General features: G+C 73.4%; 14 protein-coding genes and 1 pseudogene. 6 read left to right on the top strand and 9 right to left on the bottom strand.

Annotation, left to right across the window (positions count from 1 at the left end):
* Positions 1–57 precede the first annotated feature (57 nt).
* Entirely contained in the window at positions 58–1,017 is a 960-nt protein-coding gene (locus AB0G08_RS08455) for a hypothetical protein (RefSeq protein ID WP_358084989.1), read from the top strand.
* 58 nt (positions 1,018–1,075) lie between these two features.
* On the opposite strand, the gene AB0G08_RS08450 is transcribed toward AB0G08_RS08455, so the two are convergent.
* Positions 1,076–4,000, bottom strand: coding sequence for a glycoside hydrolase family 9 protein (locus AB0G08_RS08450; RefSeq protein ID WP_358084986.1), 2,925 nt, complete (start codon positions 3,998–4,000; stop codon positions 1,076–1,078).
* A gap of 374 nt (positions 4,001–4,374) precedes the next feature.
* Between AB0G08_RS08450 and AB0G08_RS08445 the strand changes: the two genes are divergently transcribed.
* From AB0G08_RS08445 to AB0G08_RS08435, 3 genes are all read left to right on the top strand, one after another.
* Positions 4,375–5,163: an LPXTG cell wall anchor domain-containing protein gene (locus AB0G08_RS08445; RefSeq protein WP_358084983.1), complete on the top strand. Its 789-nt coding sequence runs from the start codon at positions 4,375–4,377 to the stop codon at positions 5,161–5,163.
* 331 nt (positions 5,164–5,494) lie between these two features.
* Positions 5,495–7,060: an aldehyde dehydrogenase family protein gene (locus tag AB0G08_RS08440; RefSeq protein WP_358084979.1), complete on the top strand. Its 1,566-nt coding sequence runs from the start codon at positions 5,495–5,497 to the stop codon at positions 7,058–7,060.
* A 70-nt stretch (positions 7,061–7,130) separates the two neighbouring features.
* A complete protein-coding gene (locus tag AB0G08_RS08435) occupies positions 7,131–7,526 on the top strand; it encodes a VOC family protein (RefSeq protein WP_358084976.1) in 396 nt (131 codons plus the stop codon).
* Positions 7,527–7,547: 21 nt separating this feature from the next.
* Here the strand turns inward: AB0G08_RS08435 and AB0G08_RS08430 are convergent, their stop codons facing one another.
* Both AB0G08_RS08430 and AB0G08_RS08425 read right to left on the bottom strand, forming a co-directional pair.
* Positions 7,548–8,609, bottom strand: a complete 1,062-nt coding sequence (locus AB0G08_RS08430; protein WP_358084974.1) for a GNAT family N-acetyltransferase — start codon at positions 8,607–8,609, stop codon at positions 7,548–7,550.
* A gap of 123 nt (positions 8,610–8,732) precedes the next feature.
* Positions 8,733–9,437, bottom strand: coding sequence for an amino acid-binding protein (locus tag AB0G08_RS08425; protein ID WP_358084972.1), 705 nt, complete (start codon positions 9,435–9,437; stop codon positions 8,733–8,735).
* 151 nt (positions 9,438–9,588) lie between these two features.
* Between AB0G08_RS08425 and AB0G08_RS08420 the strand changes: the two genes are divergently transcribed.
* Together AB0G08_RS08420 and AB0G08_RS08415 are read left to right on the top strand one after the other, a co-directional pair.
* The gene (locus tag AB0G08_RS08420; protein ID WP_358085135.1) at positions 9,589–10,677 is read left to right on the top strand and encodes a phosphotransferase family protein; all 1,089 of its coding nucleotides are present in this window, start codon (positions 9,589–9,591) and stop codon (positions 10,675–10,677) included.
* Positions 10,677–11,891, top strand: a complete 1,215-nt coding sequence (locus AB0G08_RS08415) for an acyl-CoA dehydrogenase family protein (RefSeq protein WP_358084969.1) — start codon at positions 10,677–10,679, stop codon at positions 11,889–11,891. The genes AB0G08_RS08420 and AB0G08_RS08415 overlap by 1 nt, the downstream gene beginning before the upstream one ends.
* Positions 11,892–11,957: 66 nt before the next feature.
* Here AB0G08_RS08415 and AB0G08_RS08410 read toward each other — a convergent pair whose 3' ends face one another.
* From AB0G08_RS08410 to AB0G08_RS08385, 6 genes and pseudogenes are all read right to left on the bottom strand, one after another.
* A complete protein-coding gene (locus tag AB0G08_RS08410) occupies positions 11,958–13,004 on the bottom strand; it encodes a LacI family DNA-binding transcriptional regulator (RefSeq protein ID WP_358084967.1) in 1,047 nt (348 codons plus the stop codon).
* 85 nt (positions 13,005–13,089) lie between these two features.
* Complete coding sequence (locus AB0G08_RS08405) at positions 13,090–14,523, bottom strand: GH1 family beta-glucosidase (RefSeq protein WP_358084965.1); 1,434 nt, start codon at positions 14,521–14,523, stop codon at positions 13,090–13,092.
* Positions 14,520–15,362: a carbohydrate ABC transporter permease gene (locus AB0G08_RS08400; RefSeq protein ID WP_357878996.1), complete on the bottom strand. Its 843-nt coding sequence runs from the start codon at positions 15,360–15,362 to the stop codon at positions 14,520–14,522. The genes AB0G08_RS08405 and AB0G08_RS08400 overlap by 4 nt, the downstream gene beginning before the upstream one ends.
* An 11-nt stretch (positions 15,363–15,373) precedes the next feature.
* Positions 15,374–16,345, bottom strand: a complete 972-nt coding sequence (locus AB0G08_RS08395; protein ID WP_358084962.1) for a sugar ABC transporter permease — start codon at positions 16,343–16,345, stop codon at positions 15,374–15,376.
* A 157-nt stretch (positions 16,346–16,502) separates the two neighbouring features.
* Positions 16,503–17,795: an extracellular solute-binding protein gene (locus tag AB0G08_RS08390; RefSeq protein ID WP_358084959.1), complete on the bottom strand. Its 1,293-nt coding sequence runs from the start codon at positions 17,793–17,795 to the stop codon at positions 16,503–16,505.
* A gap of 376 nt (positions 17,796–18,171) precedes the next feature.
* Positions 18,172–18,718: pseudogene (locus AB0G08_RS08385) on the bottom strand (plasmid pRiA4b ORF-3 family protein).
* Positions 18,719–18,771 lie beyond the last annotated feature (53 nt).

Raw genomic sequence — 18,771 nt, 5'->3', positions numbered from 1 at the left:
GCCCGGGATCGCTGCGCGGGGCGGCGGGCGGCGCGGCCGGCGGCGAGGGTGGGACGGATGCACCCCGACATCCCGGCCGACGAGGCCGACGCGCTCGACTGGCTGGCGTTCGCACAGGCCGGCGTCGTCACCACCGCCCAGGTGACCCGGTCGCTGACCGAGGGCACCGTACGGGGACGCGTGAGTTCCGGGCGTTGGCGCTCGATCTGCCGGGGCGTCGTGCTGATGGGCAACGGCCGACTCACCCGCGACCAGCAGTTGTGGGTGGCGGTGCTCGCCGCAGGGCCCGGCGCCGTGCTGGCCGGCCCGACGGCCGCTACCGAGGCGGGCGTACGCGGGTTGCGCAGTGAGCCGCTGCACGTGCTCGTGCCGGCGCACCGGCGGGCGGGCCGGACCGTGCTGGGCCGCCTGCCGATCGACATGCCGGCGGTCGTCGTGCACCGCGCGTCGAAGTTGCCGTCGGCGCATCTTCAGCTCGCCCGCCCGCCGCGGACCACCACCGCCCGGGCACTGGTGGACGCGGCCAGCTGGGCCCGCGACGTCGATCAGGCGCAGGCGGCGTTGGCGGCCGGCTGCCAGCAGCGGCGGGTCACGCCGGAGGAGTTGTCGGCGGTGCTGGACGCGCTGCCCCGAGCCCGTCGACGGGCGTTGATCCGGCAGACCGTGGCCGACATCGCCGGCGGCGCGGAGGCGCTCTCGGAGATCGACTTCGTCCGGCTCTGCCGCCGTCACGGCCTGCCCCCGCCCCGCCTCCAACAGCGGCGCACCGACGCCTCCGGGCGGACGCGGTGGCTCGACGCGTACTGGCGGGAGTGGGGGTTGCACGTCGAGATCGACGGGTCGCACCACATGGACGTCCGGCACTGGGCGGCCGACATGAGGCGCCAGAACGACGTCTGGACCTCGGGCGACCGCATCCTGCGCTTCCCGGCGTGGCTGGTCCGCGCCCGCCCCGACGAGGTCGCCGCCTCCGTCCGCCGCGCCATGACGGCCGCCGGCTGGCGGCCCGGGAAGTGAACCGATCTTGGACAGTTGCCGTCCGCAGGGAACGGCAACTGTCCAAGATCTCGTGCGGCTAGGAGACGGTGCAGGGGGTGCCGTTGAGGGTGAAGGCGGTGGGTTTCGGGTTCGTACCGGTGTGGGTGCCGTTGAAGCCGACGCTCGTCGACGCCCCCGGCGCGAGCCTGCCGTTGTAGGAGATGTTGGTGGCGGTGACCGCGGTGCCGGCCTGCGTCCAGGTCGCCGACCAGCCCTGGCCGACCTTCTGACCGGCGCTGGGGAAGCTGAAGCCGAGCGTCCAGCCGTCGATGGTGGTCGTGCCGGTGTTGGTGACGGTGACGTTCGCGGTGAAGCCGGTGTCCCAGCTGCTGGTCGTCCAGCCCACCGCGCAGCCGCCGGACGCGGGCGGGTCGGCGGTGGTGACCGCGACCGGCGCGGACGCCGCCGAGGCGTTGCCGGCCGCGTCCACCGCCACCACGAAGAACTGGTACGCGGTGGCGGCGGTCAGCCCGGTCAGCGCCAGCGTGGTGCCGGTGGGCGAGCCGACCAGCGCGTCGGTCGCGCCGGCCTCGCGGTAGACCCGGTAGCCGGTGACGCCGACGTCGTCCGTCGACGCCGCCCAGCTCAGCGTGAGCCCGGTGGCGGTGACCGCCGAGGCGGTCGGCGTGCCGGGGCGGGTCGGCGCGACGGTGTCGGGGGCCGGGGCGGCGGGCGTGGTCACCTCGGCCACGGGCGAGGCGGCGGAGCGGTTGCCCGCGCCGTCGCGCGCCCGCACCGAGAACCGGTACGTCCGCTCGGGCAGCAGCCCGGTCACGGCCAGGGTGTTCGTGGCGGCGTCGACCAGGACGAGCGCGTCGCTGCCGACCTGCGCCCGGGTGACCTCGTAGCCGGCCAGCCCGCTGCCGCCGGCGTCGGTGGACGCGGGCCAGGTCAGGGTCAGCTCGGTCGCGGTGACGGCCGAGGCGACGGGGGTGCCGGGCGCGGTCGGCGCGGTGGTGTCGGGGGTGGCCGGCGCGGGCTCCTCGCCCCAGACGCGGGTGGCGCCGGAGTAGAGGGTGACCTTCCGGTTCGGCCCCGCCGCCGGCTGGTACGACGGGTCGTTCGTCGGGTCCCAGGTGCCGCCCTCGGGCACGCCGATCTTGAACTGCACCTCCATCCGGTGCTGCGACTGCCCGGCGGGCGCGATGGTGTGCCCGGTGCAGTCCACCTCGACGTACCAGACGTCGCCGCTGTGCTGGCGGGCCGTGGACGGCGACGGGCAGCCCTGGGTGTAGCCGGGGGTCACCGTGACCGGGCCGGTGCCGTCGGGGCGGAAGTAGTAGCGGAACTTCCCGGCGGTCAGGGCGCGGGCCGGGAACGCGGACTTGTTGTAGACGATCGCCTTGAGGCCGGTGGCGCGCGGCTCGGCCTGCATCACCGTGGTCTCCACGGTCAGCTCGTCGATGTCGGGCGTCTCGGCGCGGGGGAAGCCGGCGAGCGGGGTGCCGCCGTACTCCTGGGTGAGCCGGGCCAGCGCGGAGCTGAAGCCGGCGTTGTAGTCGGTGGCGACCTCGTTCATCACGTAGTCCGACCGGTTGTCGGTGTACGCGTCGTTGGCCGCCGACGGGCCGCCGACCAGCGCGCCGTAGAGGGTGTGCCGCGTCTCGGCGGGCACCGTCTGGCTGTCCCACCAGGAGCCGTGCGCGGTGCGGTGGTGCGGGTTCTTCGGGGGGTTTGCCCCGAACCCGATGACGTAGCTGGAGGCGCGCGGGTTGTCGCCGAGCGCGTAGTCGATCTGCCGGACGGCGAAGTCGTGGTAGCGGGCCTTGCGGGTGGCGTCGGTGGTCCGGTCGCTGTAGACGAGGGCGGCGAAGGCGGTGTTCGCGGCGTAGCGCAGCGCCCCCCACGAGTCGAGCACGGCCATCCCGCCGGGCGAGTACGGCACCCGCTGCCCGTTGACGCCGACGGTCCAGTAGTCCAGCCAGCGGTTGGCGTCGTCGACGTACTTCTGCTTGCCGGTCAGGTTGGCCAGCAGCACGTACGCCCCGAACTGCTTGTTGTCCCAGGCGATGGTCCACTTGTAGGAGCGGGTGGTGCTCTGGTTCTCGGTGCCGAGCCGGTCGTACTCGCTCTCGGCCTTGGCGAGGTAGGCCGGGTCGCCGGTGGCCCGGTGCAGCCAGATCGCGGACCAGACCAGCTCGTCCTGCCAGCCGCTCCAGGAGCGGTAGAAGCTGGTCGCGTCGGTGATGCACTCGTGGTAGCTCTTGCGCACGGTGTCGGCGAACGTGTGCAGCTGCCTCGCGTGCCCGAGCAGCCGGTCCGCATAGGCGGCGTCGGTGGGCCGGAAGACCATCGACGACGCGGCCATCGCCGCCGCCGTCTCCCCGGCCAGGTCCGCGCCGCCACAGCTGGCGTCGATCTTGTACGCGGGCCGCGCCATCGGCAGCACCTCGGCCGGGCCCCACCACTTGTGGTCGTCGTCGCCCTTGCCGACCTGGCCGTAGAGGACGTTCGGGGCGGGGTGCGCCCGGATGAAGTAGTCGTTGACGAAGCGCAGGTTGTCGAGCAGATGGGGCAGTTGACCGGAGGCGACGTAGCCGGCGCGGTACTCGACGGCGCCCCAGGCGAGCATGGTGGCGCTGAACGCCATGGGGAAGCCGAACTTGACGTGGTCGCCGGCGTCGTACCAGCCGCCGGTGAGGTCCAGCCCGACGTCGGCGCCGTCGGTGAGCGCGGAGTCGCCGCGCCAGGAGACCCGGTTCCAGTCCGGCAGCGGGCCGGACTGCTGCGCCTCGTAGAAGTAGAGCGACTTCTGCAGCGCCTCGGCGTAGTTGAACGCGCCGGCGGCGGCGGGGGCGCGCGTGGTCCGTGTCGTGCCTTCGGCGGCGGGCGCCGCGGCGGAGGCGGGCCCCGGGGCGGTGACGGCGAGGGCGAGGCCGGCGGCGAGGGCGGTGCCAGCGGCCAGCAGGCGGGGCAGCCAGGGCCGGTCGCCCGGGTGGCGCGGGCGTCTCGGGTGACGCATGACGGTGCTCCTGTCGGTGGCGTCGCCGGCGGGCACCGGAGGGTCGTGCGGGACAGCGGGCGAAGCCGGTCCGGCGTGGCGACGAGGGGGTGGTGGGGTGGGCCGCGGAAGCACCGGGAGCGCTCCCATGGATAGTCGACAATGTAAGGCGAGGGCCGGCGCTTTGTGAAGGGCCGCGCTGGCGGACGCGGGAACGGGAGCGTCACCGACCCCGATCGCGTTACACCGACACGCCTACCCAGCGTGAGAAAATTCGCCGCCGCGTCGAGAAGGGCGGCGCATCGTCGCAGCCCAAGCCGATCGCCCGATGTCCACGACCGTCACCCACCGTGCGATCATGGGCCGACCCCTCACTCTATTCCGGAGGAATCCTCATGGCGTACCGCCGGCGCGTGGCGCGCGCTGCTGTTTCCACCATCGCCGCCACGGCCTGCCTCGCTCTCGCCGCCCCGGCCTGGGCATCGAGCCCCGTGCAGATCAACCCGGACCACCGGGACGAGACCGCCGGCGGCTTCTCCACGCAGGACTGCGCCGATCCACGATTCGAGGGCCGCCCGGCGGACCACGACGGCTGGCACTTCGTCCTGCCCGGCGGCAAGGCCGCTGGCGGCTTCGAGACCCTCACGCTGACCTTCGACACCGGCGCCGGCGAGGTCACCGTCACGGTGCCGGACGCCGGCGACCCCTACCCCGACGCCCTCTACCCCGCGGGCAAGAACGAGGACCGGCTGATCCACGCCTACCTCTTCACCCCGGCCGGCTGGACCCTGCGGGACGGCAGCGCCGCCGTCAGTGGTGACGCCGACACGTTCAACCTGAGCCACACCTGCGCAGGCACCGCGCCGTCGCAGTCGCCGAGCCCGACCCCGTCGCCGACCACCTCGGAGTCGCCGCAGCCGTCGCCGTCGCCGTCGGAGTCGGTCTCGCCGAGCGGGTCCGCCTCGCCGTCGGAGTCGACGTCGCCGTCGGAGTCGGGCTCGCCGTCGGAGTCGGGCACCGGCTCGCCGTCCGAGAGCGGCGGCAGCGGTGGCGGCGGCGAGGGTGGCCTGCCGTTGACCGGCGTGGCCACGACCAGCATCGCGCTGGGCGGTCTCGCCCTGATCGGCGGCGGCGCGCTGCTGATGCTGCGCCGCCGGCGCGACAACGTGACCTTCACCAGCTGACCCACGCAGCACCCGAACGGCCGCCGGACACCTCGTCCGGCGGCCGTTCGCCTCTCCCACCCGGGCCACCCGCCGGGCGAACCACCACCGGGCCGCGCCGGGCTATCGGACGTTCATCACACCATCTAGGTCTTTCGATTTAAGTACGTCGTATTCCCAGCTCAGGTGCCTGCATGGCGACCCGAAACACGCGCCGCAGCGGATCGGCGGCGGGGCGGGCGTTCCGGCATACGAACGTACTGTTGCCGCGCCGCTTTCCGGCGCGCGACAGTACGCCCACCAGCGGTGCCATCGACGCCGCCGCTCCCCGGTCAACCCTGAGGAGATCGCGATGGCTCTACGACTCGCCGACGGCACCGCCTGGTCCGACACCCTCGCCCGCGCGGTGGCCGCCGCGCCCGAGGCGTTCGGCGCCCCGGTCGACGGTGTCACCACCCTGCACAACCTCGTACGCGGCGACTGGCACGCGGTGGGCTCACCCAGCCCGGTACGCACCCCGGTGGACAACACCGTGCTGGTCAACCTGGCCCGCCTCGACGCGGACTCCGCCCGCGCCGCGGTCGCGCACGCCGCCGCCGCGCACCGGGCCTGGGCCGGCACCCCCCTCGCCGAACGCAAGGCCCGGGTCACCGACGCCCTGGACGCGCTCACCGCCCACCGCGACCTGCTCGCCCTGCTGCTGGTTTGGGAGATCGGCAAGCCGTGGCGGCTGGCCTGCGCCGACGTGGACCGGGCGCTGGACGGCGTCCGCTGGTACGTCGACGAGATCGACCGGATGCTCGCCGACGGCCGGGAGCCGTTGCCGGGGCCGGTCAGCAACATCGCGTCCTGGAACTACCCGATGAGCGTGCTCGTGCACGCCGAGCTGGTGCAGCTGCTCGCCGGCAACGCGGTGATCGCGAAGACCCCGTCGCAGGGCGGGGCGGTCTGCCTCACCGTCGCGCACGCGCTGATGCGCCGCGCCGGGCTGCCCGCCACCCTGGTCTCCGGCGGCGGCGAGGAGCTGTCCGAGGTCCTCGTCCGGGCCCCGGAGATCGGCGCCGTCGCGTTCGTCGGCGGGCGCTCCAACGGCGGCAAGGTCGCCGCCGCGCTGCTCGACTCCGACAAGCGGCACTTCATCGAGCAGGAGGGCCTCAACGCCTGGGGCATCTGGAACTTCTCCCAGTGGGACCTGCTCGCCGGGCACCTGAAGAAGGGCTTCGAGTACGGCAAGCAGCGCTGCACCGCGTACCCGCGCTTCGTGGTCCAGCGGGACCTCGTCGACGAGTTCCTCGACATGTACCTGCCGGTGGTGCGCTCCGTCCGCTTCGGACACCCGCTCGCCGTCGGCGACGACTGGACCGCCGGTGACCCGCTGCCCGAACTGGACTTCGGCCCGCTGATCAGCGCCGCCAAGGCCGACGAGCTGCGCCGCAAGGTCGACGAGGCGGTACGCGGCGGCGCGGTGCCGCTGCACCGGGGCAAGCTGCACGGCGCGCCGTTCCTCGACGGGCAGGACACCTCGGCGTACGTGGCGCCGTCGGTGCTGCTGGCCCCGCCCGGCCGGTCCCGGCTGATGCACGCCGAGCCGTTCGGCCCGGTCGACACCATCGTCGTGGTGGACACCACCGACGAGCTGCTGGCCGCGATGAACGCCTCGAACGGCGCGCTGGTCGCCTCGCTGGCCTGCGACGACGAGGAGCTGGCCGGCAAGCTCGCGGTCGACCTCCAGGCGTTCAAGGTGGGCATCAACAAGCCGCGCTCCCGGGGCGACCGGGACGAGCCGTTCGGCGGCCGGGGCGCGTCCTGGAAGGGCGCCTTCGTCGGCGGCGACCTGCTGGTGCAGGCGGTCACCCAGGGCGGCGACGGCCGGCTCTACGGCAACTTCCCCGACTACAGCAGCTACCCGACCACCTGAGACGTGAGGCGGGGTCCCTGTGCACGCCGCAGTGGGCCCCGCCGACACCAGGGCCGCGTACCGTCGAGTGATGTCGATCATCGCGCAACTCTCACTGGGAGTGTCCGACCCGCAGCGGGCGGCGGCCTTCTGGTCAGCCGCGCTGGGCTACCACCGCCGCCCGCCCCGGTACGCCGGCGACGACTGGATCGTGCTGGAGCCGCCGCCCGGTGTGCCGGGCACGGCCATCGCCATGGACGTCAGCGAGAGCCCGGCCGAGGAGTTCCCCCGGATCCACCTGGACATCGACGCCGGCGACCGGGACCTCGACGAGGAGGTGGCGCGGCTCGTGGCGCTGGGCGCGCGCCCGGTCGACTGGCGGCACTACCCGACCGACCCGCACCCGGCCGAGCCGTCGTACGTGGTGCTCGCCGACCCGGAGGGCAACCGGTTCTGTGTGCAGGGGACGCGAGCACCCGCGACGTGACGCCTCCTCGCGTCCGCCGCGTCAGCAGGGGCCCCGTCCGTTGACCGAGGGCACGCCCACGGTGAGGGGGACGGTGAGGGTGACCATGGCGCCGTCCCGCTCGGTCGGGGTGCGCCGACCGAGCCGCCGCACGGTGCGCAGCATCGGGGCGTTCTCCGCGTGGACGTGCAGCACCAGGGCGGCGTAGCCGGCCTGCTCGGCGTGCCGGACCAGCCGGCGCAGCAGGGCCGAGCCGAGGCCCCGCCGCTGCCAGTCGTCGCGTACCAGCAGGGCCACCTCGGCCTCGTCGCCCTCGGCGAGCAGGTTCGCCATCGCCACCACCGACTCCCCCACCCCGACGTCGCCGACCGTGGCGAGCAGGGTCAGGCCCCGGGCCGGCTCCAGCAGCCGGCGCAGCCGGGCCGGCGAGGGGGCCACCGCACCGCCCAGGTAGCGGCGGTGCCGGCTGCGCGCCGAGCATGCCTCGTGCAGCTCGGCCACGCCGGGCAGGTCGTCCGCGGTCGCGGGCCGTACGGCCGCCTCGGCGCCGCCGGGCAGCACCAGGGTGACCTGCTCGACGGCCCGGCGCGCGACGGCCGCCGACAGCTCGACCAGGGCCTGGGCCCGGGCGTACTCGGCCGGGGTGAAGCCCGGCACGGCGCGGCGCAGCGCGAACGACCCGCCGGCCGGATCGTCCAGCAGCATGGTGGTGTCGGCGAGCCCGCCGCCGGAGCCGGCCGACGCGGGCCGCCAGGTCACCGCGTCCGCGCCGAGCAGGGCGCGCAGCGCCTCCCCGGTCGAGTCGGGGTCCCGCACCAGGCGGGTGGCCAGGCCGAGCGCCCGGGTGGGCTGGTCGGCGAGCCCGCGCGCCTCGCTGCGCGCCACCCAGCAGTCCCGGCCCCGCCCCCGCTGCACGGCGGCGACGAGGCCGGCCTCGTCGAGCGTGTCCGGCGCGTCGACCAGGAAGTCGTCGACGGCGCCCCGCTCGGTGGTGTGCACCTGCACGGCGAGGATGTTGACCCCCCGCAAGGCCAGGCTCGCCGTCAGCACCGACAGGTAGCCCGGCCGGTCGTCCACGGTCGCCCGGATCCGCCACAGCGTCATGGTTCGCTCCCTTCCCCCGTACGACCCTCGCCGGTCGCTGTTGCGGGCCGGTTGCCCCCGGGTGACGGCTCCGGTTCGCCGTGGCGACCTGCGCCACACCGACCGCCGTCCGGCCGGCCGGACTCAGGGGTTGGCGGCCAGCGGTGCCGCCCCGACCAGGTCGAGCCGGTCGCCGAGGATCACCGCGGCGGCCCGGACGAGCTGCGCCAGCCGGTCCACCTCCGTGGCGTGGAACGCCGCCGCGGCCGGCGTCCCGACGCACTCCCGGGCCGCCACCAGCACCAGGCCGGCCCGACCGAACGGCGCGACCGCGACGTGTGCGCCGCCGGGCGTGCTGATCGCCCGGGCGCGCAGCGGGGTCACCTCCGGCAGCGGCGGCGGTACGGGCGCGCGCCAGCTCGCGTACCCGATGGTCGCCTCCCCGGCGGCGCCGGTCCGCGAGGCCCAGTCCACCGGCACCACCGCGGCGACCGCCCAGTCGGCGGCGAGCAGCCCCGGGACGGCGTCGACCAGGGTGGCGACGCCGTCGGCCGGGTTGGCCGCGACCTGGGCCAGCAGCTCGGCGTCCTGCCCGGAGGTGGTGGGCGCGCCGATCGCCCGCCACACCCCGTCCACCCGGACCCCGGGGATCGCCGCCAGCCCGGCGAGCAGCCGCTCGACCCGCGCCGCGCCCGGCCAGACCACGGTGAAGTCGTCCACCGCCCGCCCGCCGAGCCGCTCCAGGACTACCACCTGGACGATGTCCGCGCCGGACACGCCCATGGTGCGCGCCACCTGACCGAGCGTGCCCGGACGGTCCGGCAGGGTGACCCGAACTCGCAGCAACATGTCTGAACCCTCCGCTCGGCGGGCCGGCACCGCTGGCCGGCAGGCTGGGCCCCAGCCTGGTCGGTGGCCGTTTCGCCCCTGTTGCCGCGGCATGTCCCGAGGGTCAAATCCCCACCTTGACAACATGGCGGAGCTGCCATCAACTATTCGGATGACCGAGCCGGCCGTCGACGCGCCCGGGCCGGGCAGCACGCCTGCCCCCGCCGCCTCCCCCCGCGGGCTGGATCTCGACCGCCTCGCCGGTCACCTGGCCGCGCACCGGCCCGAGCTGGCCGACGGCCCGCTGCGGGCCCGGCTGATCGCCGGCGGCAAGTCCAACCTGACCTACCTGCTGGAGGTCGGCGAGCGGGAGGTGGTGCTGCGCCGCCCGCCGCTCGGGCACGTGCTGGCCACCGCGCACGACATGGCCCGGGAGTACCGGGTGATCTCCGCGCTGGCGCCGACCGACGTGCCGGTGCCCGAGGCGCTGCTGCTCTGCGAGGACGCCGACGTGATCGGCGCGCCCTTCTACCTGATGGAACGAGTGCGCGGCGAGGTGTTCCGCACCCGCGCCCAGACCGACCCGCTCGCCGCCGAGCAGCGGCGGGGGCTGGCGATGGCGATGATGGACACCCTCGCCGCGCTGCACGCGGTCGAGCCCGCCTCGGTCGGGCTGGCCGACTTCGGTCGCCCGGAGGGCTACCTCGCGCGGCAGGTCCGCCGGTGGGCCGGCCAGCTCGACCGGTCCCGCAGCCGGCCGCTGCCCGGCATCGAGGAGCTGCGGGACCTGCTCGCGGGCACCGCGCCGGAGGGCGCCAACGCCGGCCGGATCGTGCACGGCGACTACCGGCTGGACAACCTCCTCGCCACCGTCGACCCGGTGGCCGTACGGGCCGTGCTCGACTGGGAGATGGCCACCCTCGGCGACCCGCTGGCCGACCTCGGGCTGCTGCTGACCTACTGGGACGTGCTCGGCGGCAGCGACTCGGCCGCCGGCAACCCGGTCGCCGACGGGCTCGGCCCGCGCGCCGGGTTCCCCACCGGGACGGAGCTGATCGCGCGGTACGCCGGGCGCGGCGACGTCGACGTCGGGCCGCTGCACTGGCACGTCGCGCTCGGCTGCTTCAAGCTCGCGGTGATCTGCGAGGGCATCCACTACCGGCACACGCTCGGGCAGACGCTCGGCGAGGGCTTCGACCGGATCGGCGACATGGTGGCACCGCTGGTCGAACACGGGCTGACCGCCGCCAGGGAGCGTTGATGGACTTCGCCTACGACACCCGCACCGAGCAGTTGCGGGCCGAGCTGACCGCGTTCCTGACCGAGCACGTCGAGCCGGCCGAGGCGGTGCACGCCGCGCAGGTGGCCGCCGCCGGCGACCCCTGGGCCCGGCCCCCGGTGATGGCCGAGCTGAAGGCCGAGGCGCGCAGGCGCGGCCTGTGGAACCTCTTCCTGCCCGACCCGCGTCACGGCGCCGGCCTGACCAACCTCCAGTACGCCCCGCTGGCAGAGCTGACCGGGCGCAGCCCGCACCTGGCTCCGGAGGCGCTCAACTGCGCCGCGCCCGACACGGGGAACATGGAGCTGCTCGCCGAGTTCGGCTCGCCGGAGCAGCAGGAGCGCTGGCTGCGGCCGCTGCTGGAGGGCGAGATCCGCTCCGCGTTCTGCATGACCGAGCCGGAGGTGGCGTCCTCGGACGCGACCAACATCGCGACCCGCATCACCCGCGACGGCGACCACTACGTGGTCGACGGGCGCAAGTGGTGGTCGTCGGGGGCGATGGACCCGCGCTGCGAGATCTTCATCGTGATGGGCAAGACCGACCCGGGGGCCGACCGGCACCGCCAGCAGAGCATGATCCTGGTGCCCCGGGACACTCCCGGCGTCGCCGTGCGGCGGGGCATGACGGTGTTCGGCTACAGCGACGCCTCGCACGGCGGCCACGCCGAGATCGACTTCACCGACGTCCGCGTACCGGTGGAGAACCTGGTCGGGGCGGAGGGCGCCGGCTTCGCGATCGCCCAGGCCCGGCTCGGCCCCGGCCGGATCCACCACTGCATGCGGCTGATCGGCATGGCGGAGCGGGCCCTGGAACTGCTCTGCCGGCGGGCGCTGGAGCGGGTCGCGTTCAGTCGGCCGCTCGCCGAGCAGGGCGTGGTGCGCGAGTGGATCGCCGAGTCCCGGGTGCGCATCGAGCAGGCCCGGCTGCTGGTGCTCAAGACCGCCTGGCTGATGGACACGGTCGGCAACAAGGGCGCGCACACCGAGATCCAGGCCATCAAGATCGCCACTCCCGCCATGGCCGAGTGGGTGATCGACAAGGCCATCCAGGCGTACGGCGGGGCCGGCGTCAGCCAGGACACCCCGCTCGCCGCCCTCTGGGCCCAGTCCCGCACGCTGCGCCTGGCCGACGGCCCCGACGAGGTGCACCGTTCCTCGCTGGCCAAGCGCGAACTGCGCCGCTGGTCGGACTGACCCCGGCACCGACCCGACCCGCACCCCGGCCCCCGCCCAGCCGTGGACGGCACGAGGCCGGTGGGGTCAGGCGGAGGCGCGTTCGATCAGTTGGGTGTCGAGCAGGATATGGGGGGACGGGAGCTCGTCGCCGCGGATGCGGGAGACCAGGAGGCGGGCCATTTGCCGGCCCATCTCCTCCACCGGCTGGAAGACCGTGGTCAGCGGCGGCTCGGACTGCCGGGCGATCGGGGCGTCGTCGAAGCCGACCATGGCGACGTCCTCCGGCACCCGCCGGCCCGCCTCGCGCAGCGCGCGCAGCGCCCCGAACGCCATCAGGTCGGAGGCGACGAAGACGGCGTCGAGGTCGGGGCAGACCTCCAGCAGCCGCCGCATCCCGGCCGCCCCGCTGCCCTCGCTGAAGTCCCCGTACGCGATCAGGTTCGGGTCGACCCCGCCCCCGGCGGCCCTGACCGCCTCCTTGTAGCCGGTCAGCCGGCCCAGGCCGGCGCCCATGTCCTGCGGGCCGGCGATGGTGGCGATGCGCCGCCGCCCACGGCCGGCCAGGTGTTCCACCGCCCGGCGGGCGCCGCCGACGTTGTCCACGTCGACGTAGTACGCGGGCTGCGCGCCGGGTTGCAGCATCCGCGCCGGCCGGCCGCCGAGCACGGTGGGCAGGCCGCGCTCCTCCAGCAGGGTGGGCAGCGGGTCGGAGTCGTGCAGCGACAGCAGCAGCACGCCGTCGACGTGCTGGTTGGTCAGGTGGTGCTCGACCCGCTCCCGCTCGATCGGCGACTGCACCATGGCGAGCCAGAGCTGCAACGGGGTCTCCAGCAGCCCCGAGCTGACGCCCCGGACGATGCCGGCGAAGAACGGCTCGGTGAAGACCCGGTCGCCGGATTCCGAGACCACCAGGGCGATCGAGTCGGTGCGCTGGGTGACCAGGGCGCGGGCGGCCCGGTTCGGCACGTACCCCAGCTCGGCGATGGCCTGCTGCACCGCGGCGCGCGCCTCGGGGCTCACTTGGGGTGAGCCGTTGACCACCCGGGAGACCGTCCCGCGACCGACGCCGGCGCGGGCGGCGACGGCGTCGAGGGTCGGGCGCCCGAGCGACCGGGTGCGCTGCGTTGTCATTGTCTGCTCCTCCGACGGCGGACCGGCCCCGGCGCCACCCCGTGCGGGGTGGCGCCGGGGCCGCCCGTTGATGGCTGGCCCTGGCCTATTGTGCGGCCAGACCGTTGCGTCGGATCACCTCGGCGTACCACCTGGCGCTGGACTTGGGGATGCGGACCTGGCTGTCGTAGTCGACGTGGACCATCCCGAACCGCTTGGTGTAGCCCCAGGCCCACTCGAAATTATCCATCAGTGACCAGGCGAAGTATCCGCGCAGGGGCACGCCGGCCTCGATGGCCTCGTGCGCGGCGCGCAGGTGGGCGTCGAAGTACGCCAGCCGGTCGACGTCGTCCACCTGCCCGTCGACCACCTCGTCGACGAAGGCGGAGCCGTTCTCGGTGACGTAGAGCGGCAGGTCGGTGTACTCCTCGTGCACCCGGCGCAGCGTCTCCACCAGACCGGGGGCGTCGATCTCCCAGTTCATGTCGGTGACGGGCACGCCCCGGGTGACGAACCGGACGTCCTCGCTGCCCGGCCAGCACGACGGCGCCCGCCAGTACGGCTCCGGCTCGGCGTCGGGGACCGGCGCGGCGACGACGTGGCGGCTGTAGTAGTTGACGCCGACCACGTCCAGCGGGGTGGAGATGGTCGCCAGGTCGCCGTCGCGCACGTGCCCGAAGTCGGTGACCCCGGCGAGGTCGGCCATCAGGTCCGCCGGGTAGGACCCGCGCAGCAGCGGGTCCAGGAAGAAGCGGTTGGCCAGCCCGTCGATGCGCCGCGCGGCGTCGACGTCGGCGGGCGCGTCGGTGGCCGGGGTGACCGGGTAGAGGTTGACCGTCACCCCGACCTCGGCGGTCGGCCGGGCCGCGCGCAGCGCCTGCACGGCGAGGCCGTGGCCGAGCATCAGGTGGTGCCCGGCCCGGACGGCGTCGGCGCCATCCGAGCGGCCCGGCGCGTGCACCCCGGAGCCGTAGCCGAGGAACGCCGAGCACCAGGGCTCGTTGAGCGTGGTCCAGTAGCGCACCCGGTCGCCGAGCGCGTCGGCGACCAGCGTGGCGTAGTCGGCGAACCGCGCGGCGCTGTCCCGGGCCGGCCAGCCGCCGGCGTCCTCCAGCGGCTGCGGCAGGTCCCAGTGGTAGAGGGTGAGCCACGGCTCGATCCCGTGCCCCAGCAGCTCGTCGACGAGCCGCCGGTAGAAGTCGAGCCCCTCGGCGTTGGCGGGGCCGGTGCCGCCCGGCTGCACCCGCGGCCAGGAGACCGAGAACCGGTACGACTTCAGCCCCAGCTCGGCCATCAGCGCGACGTCGGAGCCCATCCGGTGGTAGTGGTCGCAGGCCACGTCACCGGTGTGCCCCTCGACCACCCGGCCGGGGGTGTGGCTGAAGGTGTCCCAGATCGACGGGGTCCGGCCGCCCTCGGCCGCCGCGCCCTCGATCTGGTACGCGGCGGTGGCCGCGCCCCAGAGGAAGCCGGGTGGGAAGGTCAGCGGCGGACGGTCGTCGACGACGCCGGCGGCGGGCGGGCTGGCGGGGTTGCTCACGACTTGACGGCACCTTCCATGATGCCGCCCACGATCTGGCGGCCGAACACGATGAACACGATCACCAACGGTAGAGTGCCGACCGCCGTGGCGGCGAACACCTGCGAATAGTCGGTGTAGTAGGCGTACGACAGGAAGGCCAGCGAGACCTGGAGCGTCGGGTTCTCGGAGGTGAGCACCGCGTACGGCCACAGGAACGAGTTCCAGGTCTCCATGAAGGTCAGCAGGCCGAGCACGGCGGCGGCCGGGCGCAGCGCCGGCAGCACGATGTTCCAGTAGATCCGGAAGGTGCTCGCCCCGTCCACCCGGCCCGCCTCGATCAGCTCGTCGGAGATGGCCTGGGTGGCGTACTGCCGCATCATGAACACGCCGAACGCGCTGACCAGGAACGGCACGGTCACCGCGTAGAGGGTGTCGAACCAGTTCAGGTCCTGGATCATGCCCCAGAGCGGGATGAGCCCGAGCTGCGTCGGGATCATCATGGTGACGATGATCGTCAGCAGCAGGGCGTTGCGGCCCCGGAAGCGCAGCTTGGCGAAGGCGAATCCGGCGAGCGATCCGGTGATCACCACGGAGATCGTCACGATGCCGGAGACGATCACCGAGTTGAGCAGGCCGGTGAGGAAGTTCGCCGCCTCGTTGTCGAGCACCCGGCCGAAGTTGTCGCCGAACGATCCGGCCGGCGTGACCGGCGGCGGGACGTCGTTGATCGAGTCCAGGCTGCGGGTGGCGATGACCACCATGTAGTAGAACGGGTAGATCGAGAACAGCGTCGCCAGGACGAGCGCGACGTAGGTCAACGGGCTGGTGCGCCACAGGCGCCGGGATGCCGAGTTCATCTCCGCGTTCCTCACTTCACCGTGCGGCGGACGAGCAGGAAGTTGATCCCCGAGACGAGGGCGATCATCAGGAACATCGCCCAGGCGACCGCGGCGCCGTAGCCGGCGGTGTTGAGGTTCTCGATGCCCAGCTCGTACATGTACATGGCCAGGGTCTGGAACTCGCGCTGGTCGCCGCCGATGATGTTGCCGTTGGCGAAGACGAGCGGCTCGGTGAAGAGCTGGAGCCCGCCGATGGTGGAGAGGATCACCACGAAGACGAAGGTCGGCGTGAGCATCGGCAGGGTGATCCGCCAGAACTGCTTCCACTGGCCGGCGCCGTCGAGCGCCGCCGCCTCGTACAGGTCGCGCGGGATGGCCTGCATGCCCGCGAGCAGGATCAGGGTGTTGTAGCCGGTCCACCGCCAGTTGACCATGGAGGCGATGGCGGTCCAGGAACTCCAGCGCTCGGCGTCCCAGTCGACCGGGTCGATCCCGACGAGGCCGAGCACCCAGTTGATCACGCCGAAGTCGCGCTGGAAGAGCATGCCGAAGACGATCGCCACGGCGGCCACCGAGACCACGTTCGGCATGAAGATCGCCATCCGGAACAGCGTGCGCGCGCGCAGGAAGGTGCGGTTGAGCAGGTTCGCCAGGAACAGCGCGAGCAGCAGCTGCGGGATGGTCGACAGCAGGAAGATGCCGAAGGTGTTGAGCGTGGCGTTCCAGAAGTACTCGTCCTTGACCAGGGCGACGTAGTTGTCGAACCCGATGAAGCTGTGGTCGCCGATCAGGTTCCAGTCGTGCAGGGACATCCAGGCGGTCCGCAGCATCGGGTAGAGCCCGAAGATGCCGAAGACCACGAAGAACGGCGCGATGTAGAGGTACGGCGAGTACTTCAGGTCCAGCCGGGTCAGCGAGTGCGATCGGGACCGGCGCCGCGCGGGCGGGCGGGGTGGCGGTGCGGCGGGCGACGGCGGCGCCGTCGTGGCCGAGAGGCTCATGCGGGGTCCTTTCCCGGCGTCGGCGCGGGCGCGCGCCGACGCCCAGGCGCTCTTACGCGAAAACGGGACGGCGCCGATGGCGTCCGGGGGTGCGACGGGGACGGCGCCGGTGGCGTCCGGGTGTGTGGACCCGGACGCCACCTGGCGACGAGGTGGGTCAGAAGGCGCCCTGCGTCTTGGCGTCCTTGGCGAACTGCTCCCAGGCCTTGTCCTTCGCGGCCTGCCCCTGTTCGTACGAGCGCAGCGCCGGCTCGAACGCGTTCTCCTTCACCGCCTGGTGCTTCGGGCCGAGGTGCAGCGGCTGGATCTTGGCGACGCTCTCACCGAAGATCTTGCCGGTCGGCGCGTTGTTGAAGTACTCGTTGGTGTAGGCGAGGAACTCCGGGTTCTTCAGCGCCTCCAGGTTGGTCGGCAGCGGGCCCTTGAGCTTGAACGCCGCCACCTGGCTCTGCGCGTTGGTCAGGTACTCGGCGAGCTTCGCCGCCTCCTTGGGGTACTTGCTCTGGGTCGGCACGCCGAGCCAGGAGCCACCCCAGTTGCCGGCGCCGCCGGGCACCGGGGCGACGTCCCACTTGCCCTTGTTCTCGGGGCCGGAGTTGTCCGCGACGATGCCGAGCATCCAGGACGGGCAGAAGGTCGCCGCGAAGGTGCCCTGCTTGAAGCCGGCCGACCACTCCGGCGACCAGGTGGCCGTCTCGGCGGTGATGTTGGCGTCGGCCATCGCGACCGCGGTGTCCCAGGAGGTCTTCACCGCCGCGCTCTTGTCGGCGACGACGTTGTCGTCCTTGTCGTAGAACAGCTCGCCGCCCTGCTGGAACATCACGGCGCTGGCGGCGGTGGTGACCGAGTCGAGCAGGCCCTTGCCGGTGGCGGTGCGGTACTTCTTGCCGGTCTCGATGAAGGCGTTCCAGTCCGGCCAGAGGGCCGCGACCTGGTCCCGCTCGACCGGCAGCTTGGCCGCCTGGAAGAGGTCCCGGCGGTAGCAGACCGCGAGGCTGCCGACGTCGGTCGGCAGGCCGATCAGCCGGCCGTCGGGCGCCTTGCCCAGCTCCCACTTCCAGGGCAGGTAGTCCTTGCTGTGGTCGGCGACCAGCGGGGCGAGGTCGGCCCAGTTCGCCGGGTTGGCCTTGAACTCGTTGAGGATGCCCTCTTCGAGGGCGACCACGTCGGCCGCGCCCTTGCCGGTGGCCAGCGCCCGGACGATCTTCGGCCGGTACTCGTTGAGCTGCGCGGTCTTGCGCAGCTCGACCTTGATGCCGGTGTCCTTCTCGTACTGCTTGATGATCTCGTCGTAACCGAACTCGCCGAACGTGTCGATGACCAGCTTGGCGGGCTTCTCGCCGGCCGCCGGCGCGTCGTCGTCCTTGCCGCAGGCCGCGAGACCGCCGATGGCGGTGATCGCGGCCAGTGCGGCAGCCGCCATGCGGGTGCGCCGCGTGGTGAGGCTCATCGGAGACCCCTCTTTCGGTGGTGAGGCTGACTGGGTGTGGTGGGGGGTGCCGTGCGCGCCCGTCGACACCGACCAGGCCGGTGGTCGACGACCGGAGCGGGGCGCGGGTGAGTCGTGCCACGTTCGCGGGAGCGCTCCCATGAGATTGCCGGCGGGTGTCAGGGGTGTCAATAGGCCCTTGGGAGCGTTCCCAGATCGTTACCGCGTGTGCGGCGGCAACGCCCGCCGGGCGTCCGGGTCGACGTGCGGGTCGACGCCACCTGGGCGGCCGTCGCGTTGAAGCGGTTCAGCGGGCCCGGTGGCGGACGGCGGACAAGCTGAGCGGCCCGTCCCGCACCGCGGGAGCGCGGTCGGATCGGGCCGCCGCCGAAGCGGTTCAGCAGAAGCGGCGCAGCAGGGTGTCGGCCCGGCCCGCGTCGAAGGCGGCCGGGTCGAAGCGGTCGCCCACCCAGTCCCGCGCCTGCGGGTGCCCGGGGTGAGCGGGGTCCGCCAGCACGGCCAGCAGCGCCTGGTAGCCGGCCGGCCCGCCGACGTCCTCCGGCGGACACGCCCGCTCGCCGTCCACGCAGGACGGGTAGCGCCCGTCCGGGTCGGCCGCGCAGGCGTCCTCCACCACCAGGTCGTGCTCCCACCAGTCGCCGAAGTCGTACGTGTAGTGCAAGCGGCTGCCCTTGCCGACCACCGCGTCGAGCCGGACGTCCAACTCGTCGTGCAGGGCCAGCTCGCCGTCGGGGGTCGGGCTCGCCGTGCTGGCGGCCCTCGATCTCGAACGAGTGCAGGTGGCAGTCCCGCCAGCCCATGGCGTGCTGCACCACCCGGTGCAGCCGGTCCAGGGTGTAGCCGCCCGGGACGAGCACCCGGCGCCAGACGGGCGGTCGGACCCCGGCCAGGGAAATCTTCAGCTGGAAGATCTGACGCGGCATGCTGTCCCGTCCTTCCTCGGCATAGGCTGCGGGCATGATCTGCCGAGCGTGCC

The sequence above is a fragment of the Micromonospora sp. NPDC023644 genome (genome assembly GCF_040640115.1).
Lineage (GTDB): Bacteria > Actinomycetota > Actinomycetes > Mycobacteriales > Micromonosporaceae > Micromonospora.
This window is presented reverse-complemented; position numbering and strand designations above follow the sequence as displayed.

Coding starts and splice junctions, on each gene's coding strand:
- AB0G08_RS08450 (WP_358084986.1), bottom strand. CDS start 4,000: ATGCGTCACCCGAGACGCCCGCGCCACCCGGGCGACCGGCCCTGGCTG.
- AB0G08_RS08415 (WP_358084969.1), top strand. CDS start 10,677: ATGGACTTCGCCTACGACACCCGCACCGAGCAGTTGCGGGCCGAGCTG.
- AB0G08_RS08445 (WP_358084983.1), top strand. CDS start 4,375: ATGGCGTACCGCCGGCGCGTGGCGCGCGCTGCTGTTTCCACCATCGCC.
- AB0G08_RS08400 (WP_357878996.1), bottom strand. CDS start 15,362: ATGAACTCGGCATCCCGGCGCCTGTGGCGCACCAGCCCGTTGACCTAC.
- AB0G08_RS08430 (WP_358084974.1), bottom strand. CDS start 8,609: ATGACGCTGTGGCGGATCCGGGCGACCGTGGACGACCGGCCGGGCTAC.
- AB0G08_RS08435 (WP_358084976.1), top strand. CDS start 7,131: ATGTCGATCATCGCGCAACTCTCACTGGGAGTGTCCGACCCGCAGCGG.
- AB0G08_RS08425 (WP_358084972.1), bottom strand. CDS start 9,437: ATGTTGCTGCGAGTTCGGGTCACCCTGCCGGACCGTCCGGGCACGCTC.
- AB0G08_RS08440 (WP_358084979.1), top strand. CDS start 5,495: ATGGCTCTACGACTCGCCGACGGCACCGCCTGGTCCGACACCCTCGCC.
- AB0G08_RS08455 (WP_358084989.1), top strand. CDS start 58: ATGCACCCCGACATCCCGGCCGACGAGGCCGACGCGCTCGACTGGCTG.
- AB0G08_RS08420 (WP_358085135.1), top strand. CDS start 9,589: ATGACCGAGCCGGCCGTCGACGCGCCCGGGCCGGGCAGCACGCCTGCC.
- AB0G08_RS08410 (WP_358084967.1), bottom strand. CDS start 13,004: ATGACAACGCAGCGCACCCGGTCGCTCGGGCGCCCGACCCTCGACGCC.
- AB0G08_RS08395 (WP_358084962.1), bottom strand. CDS start 16,345: ATGAGCCTCTCGGCCACGACGGCGCCGCCGTCGCCCGCCGCACCGCCA.
- AB0G08_RS08390 (WP_358084959.1), bottom strand. CDS start 17,795: ATGAGCCTCACCACGCGGCGCACCCGCATGGCGGCTGCCGCACTGGCC.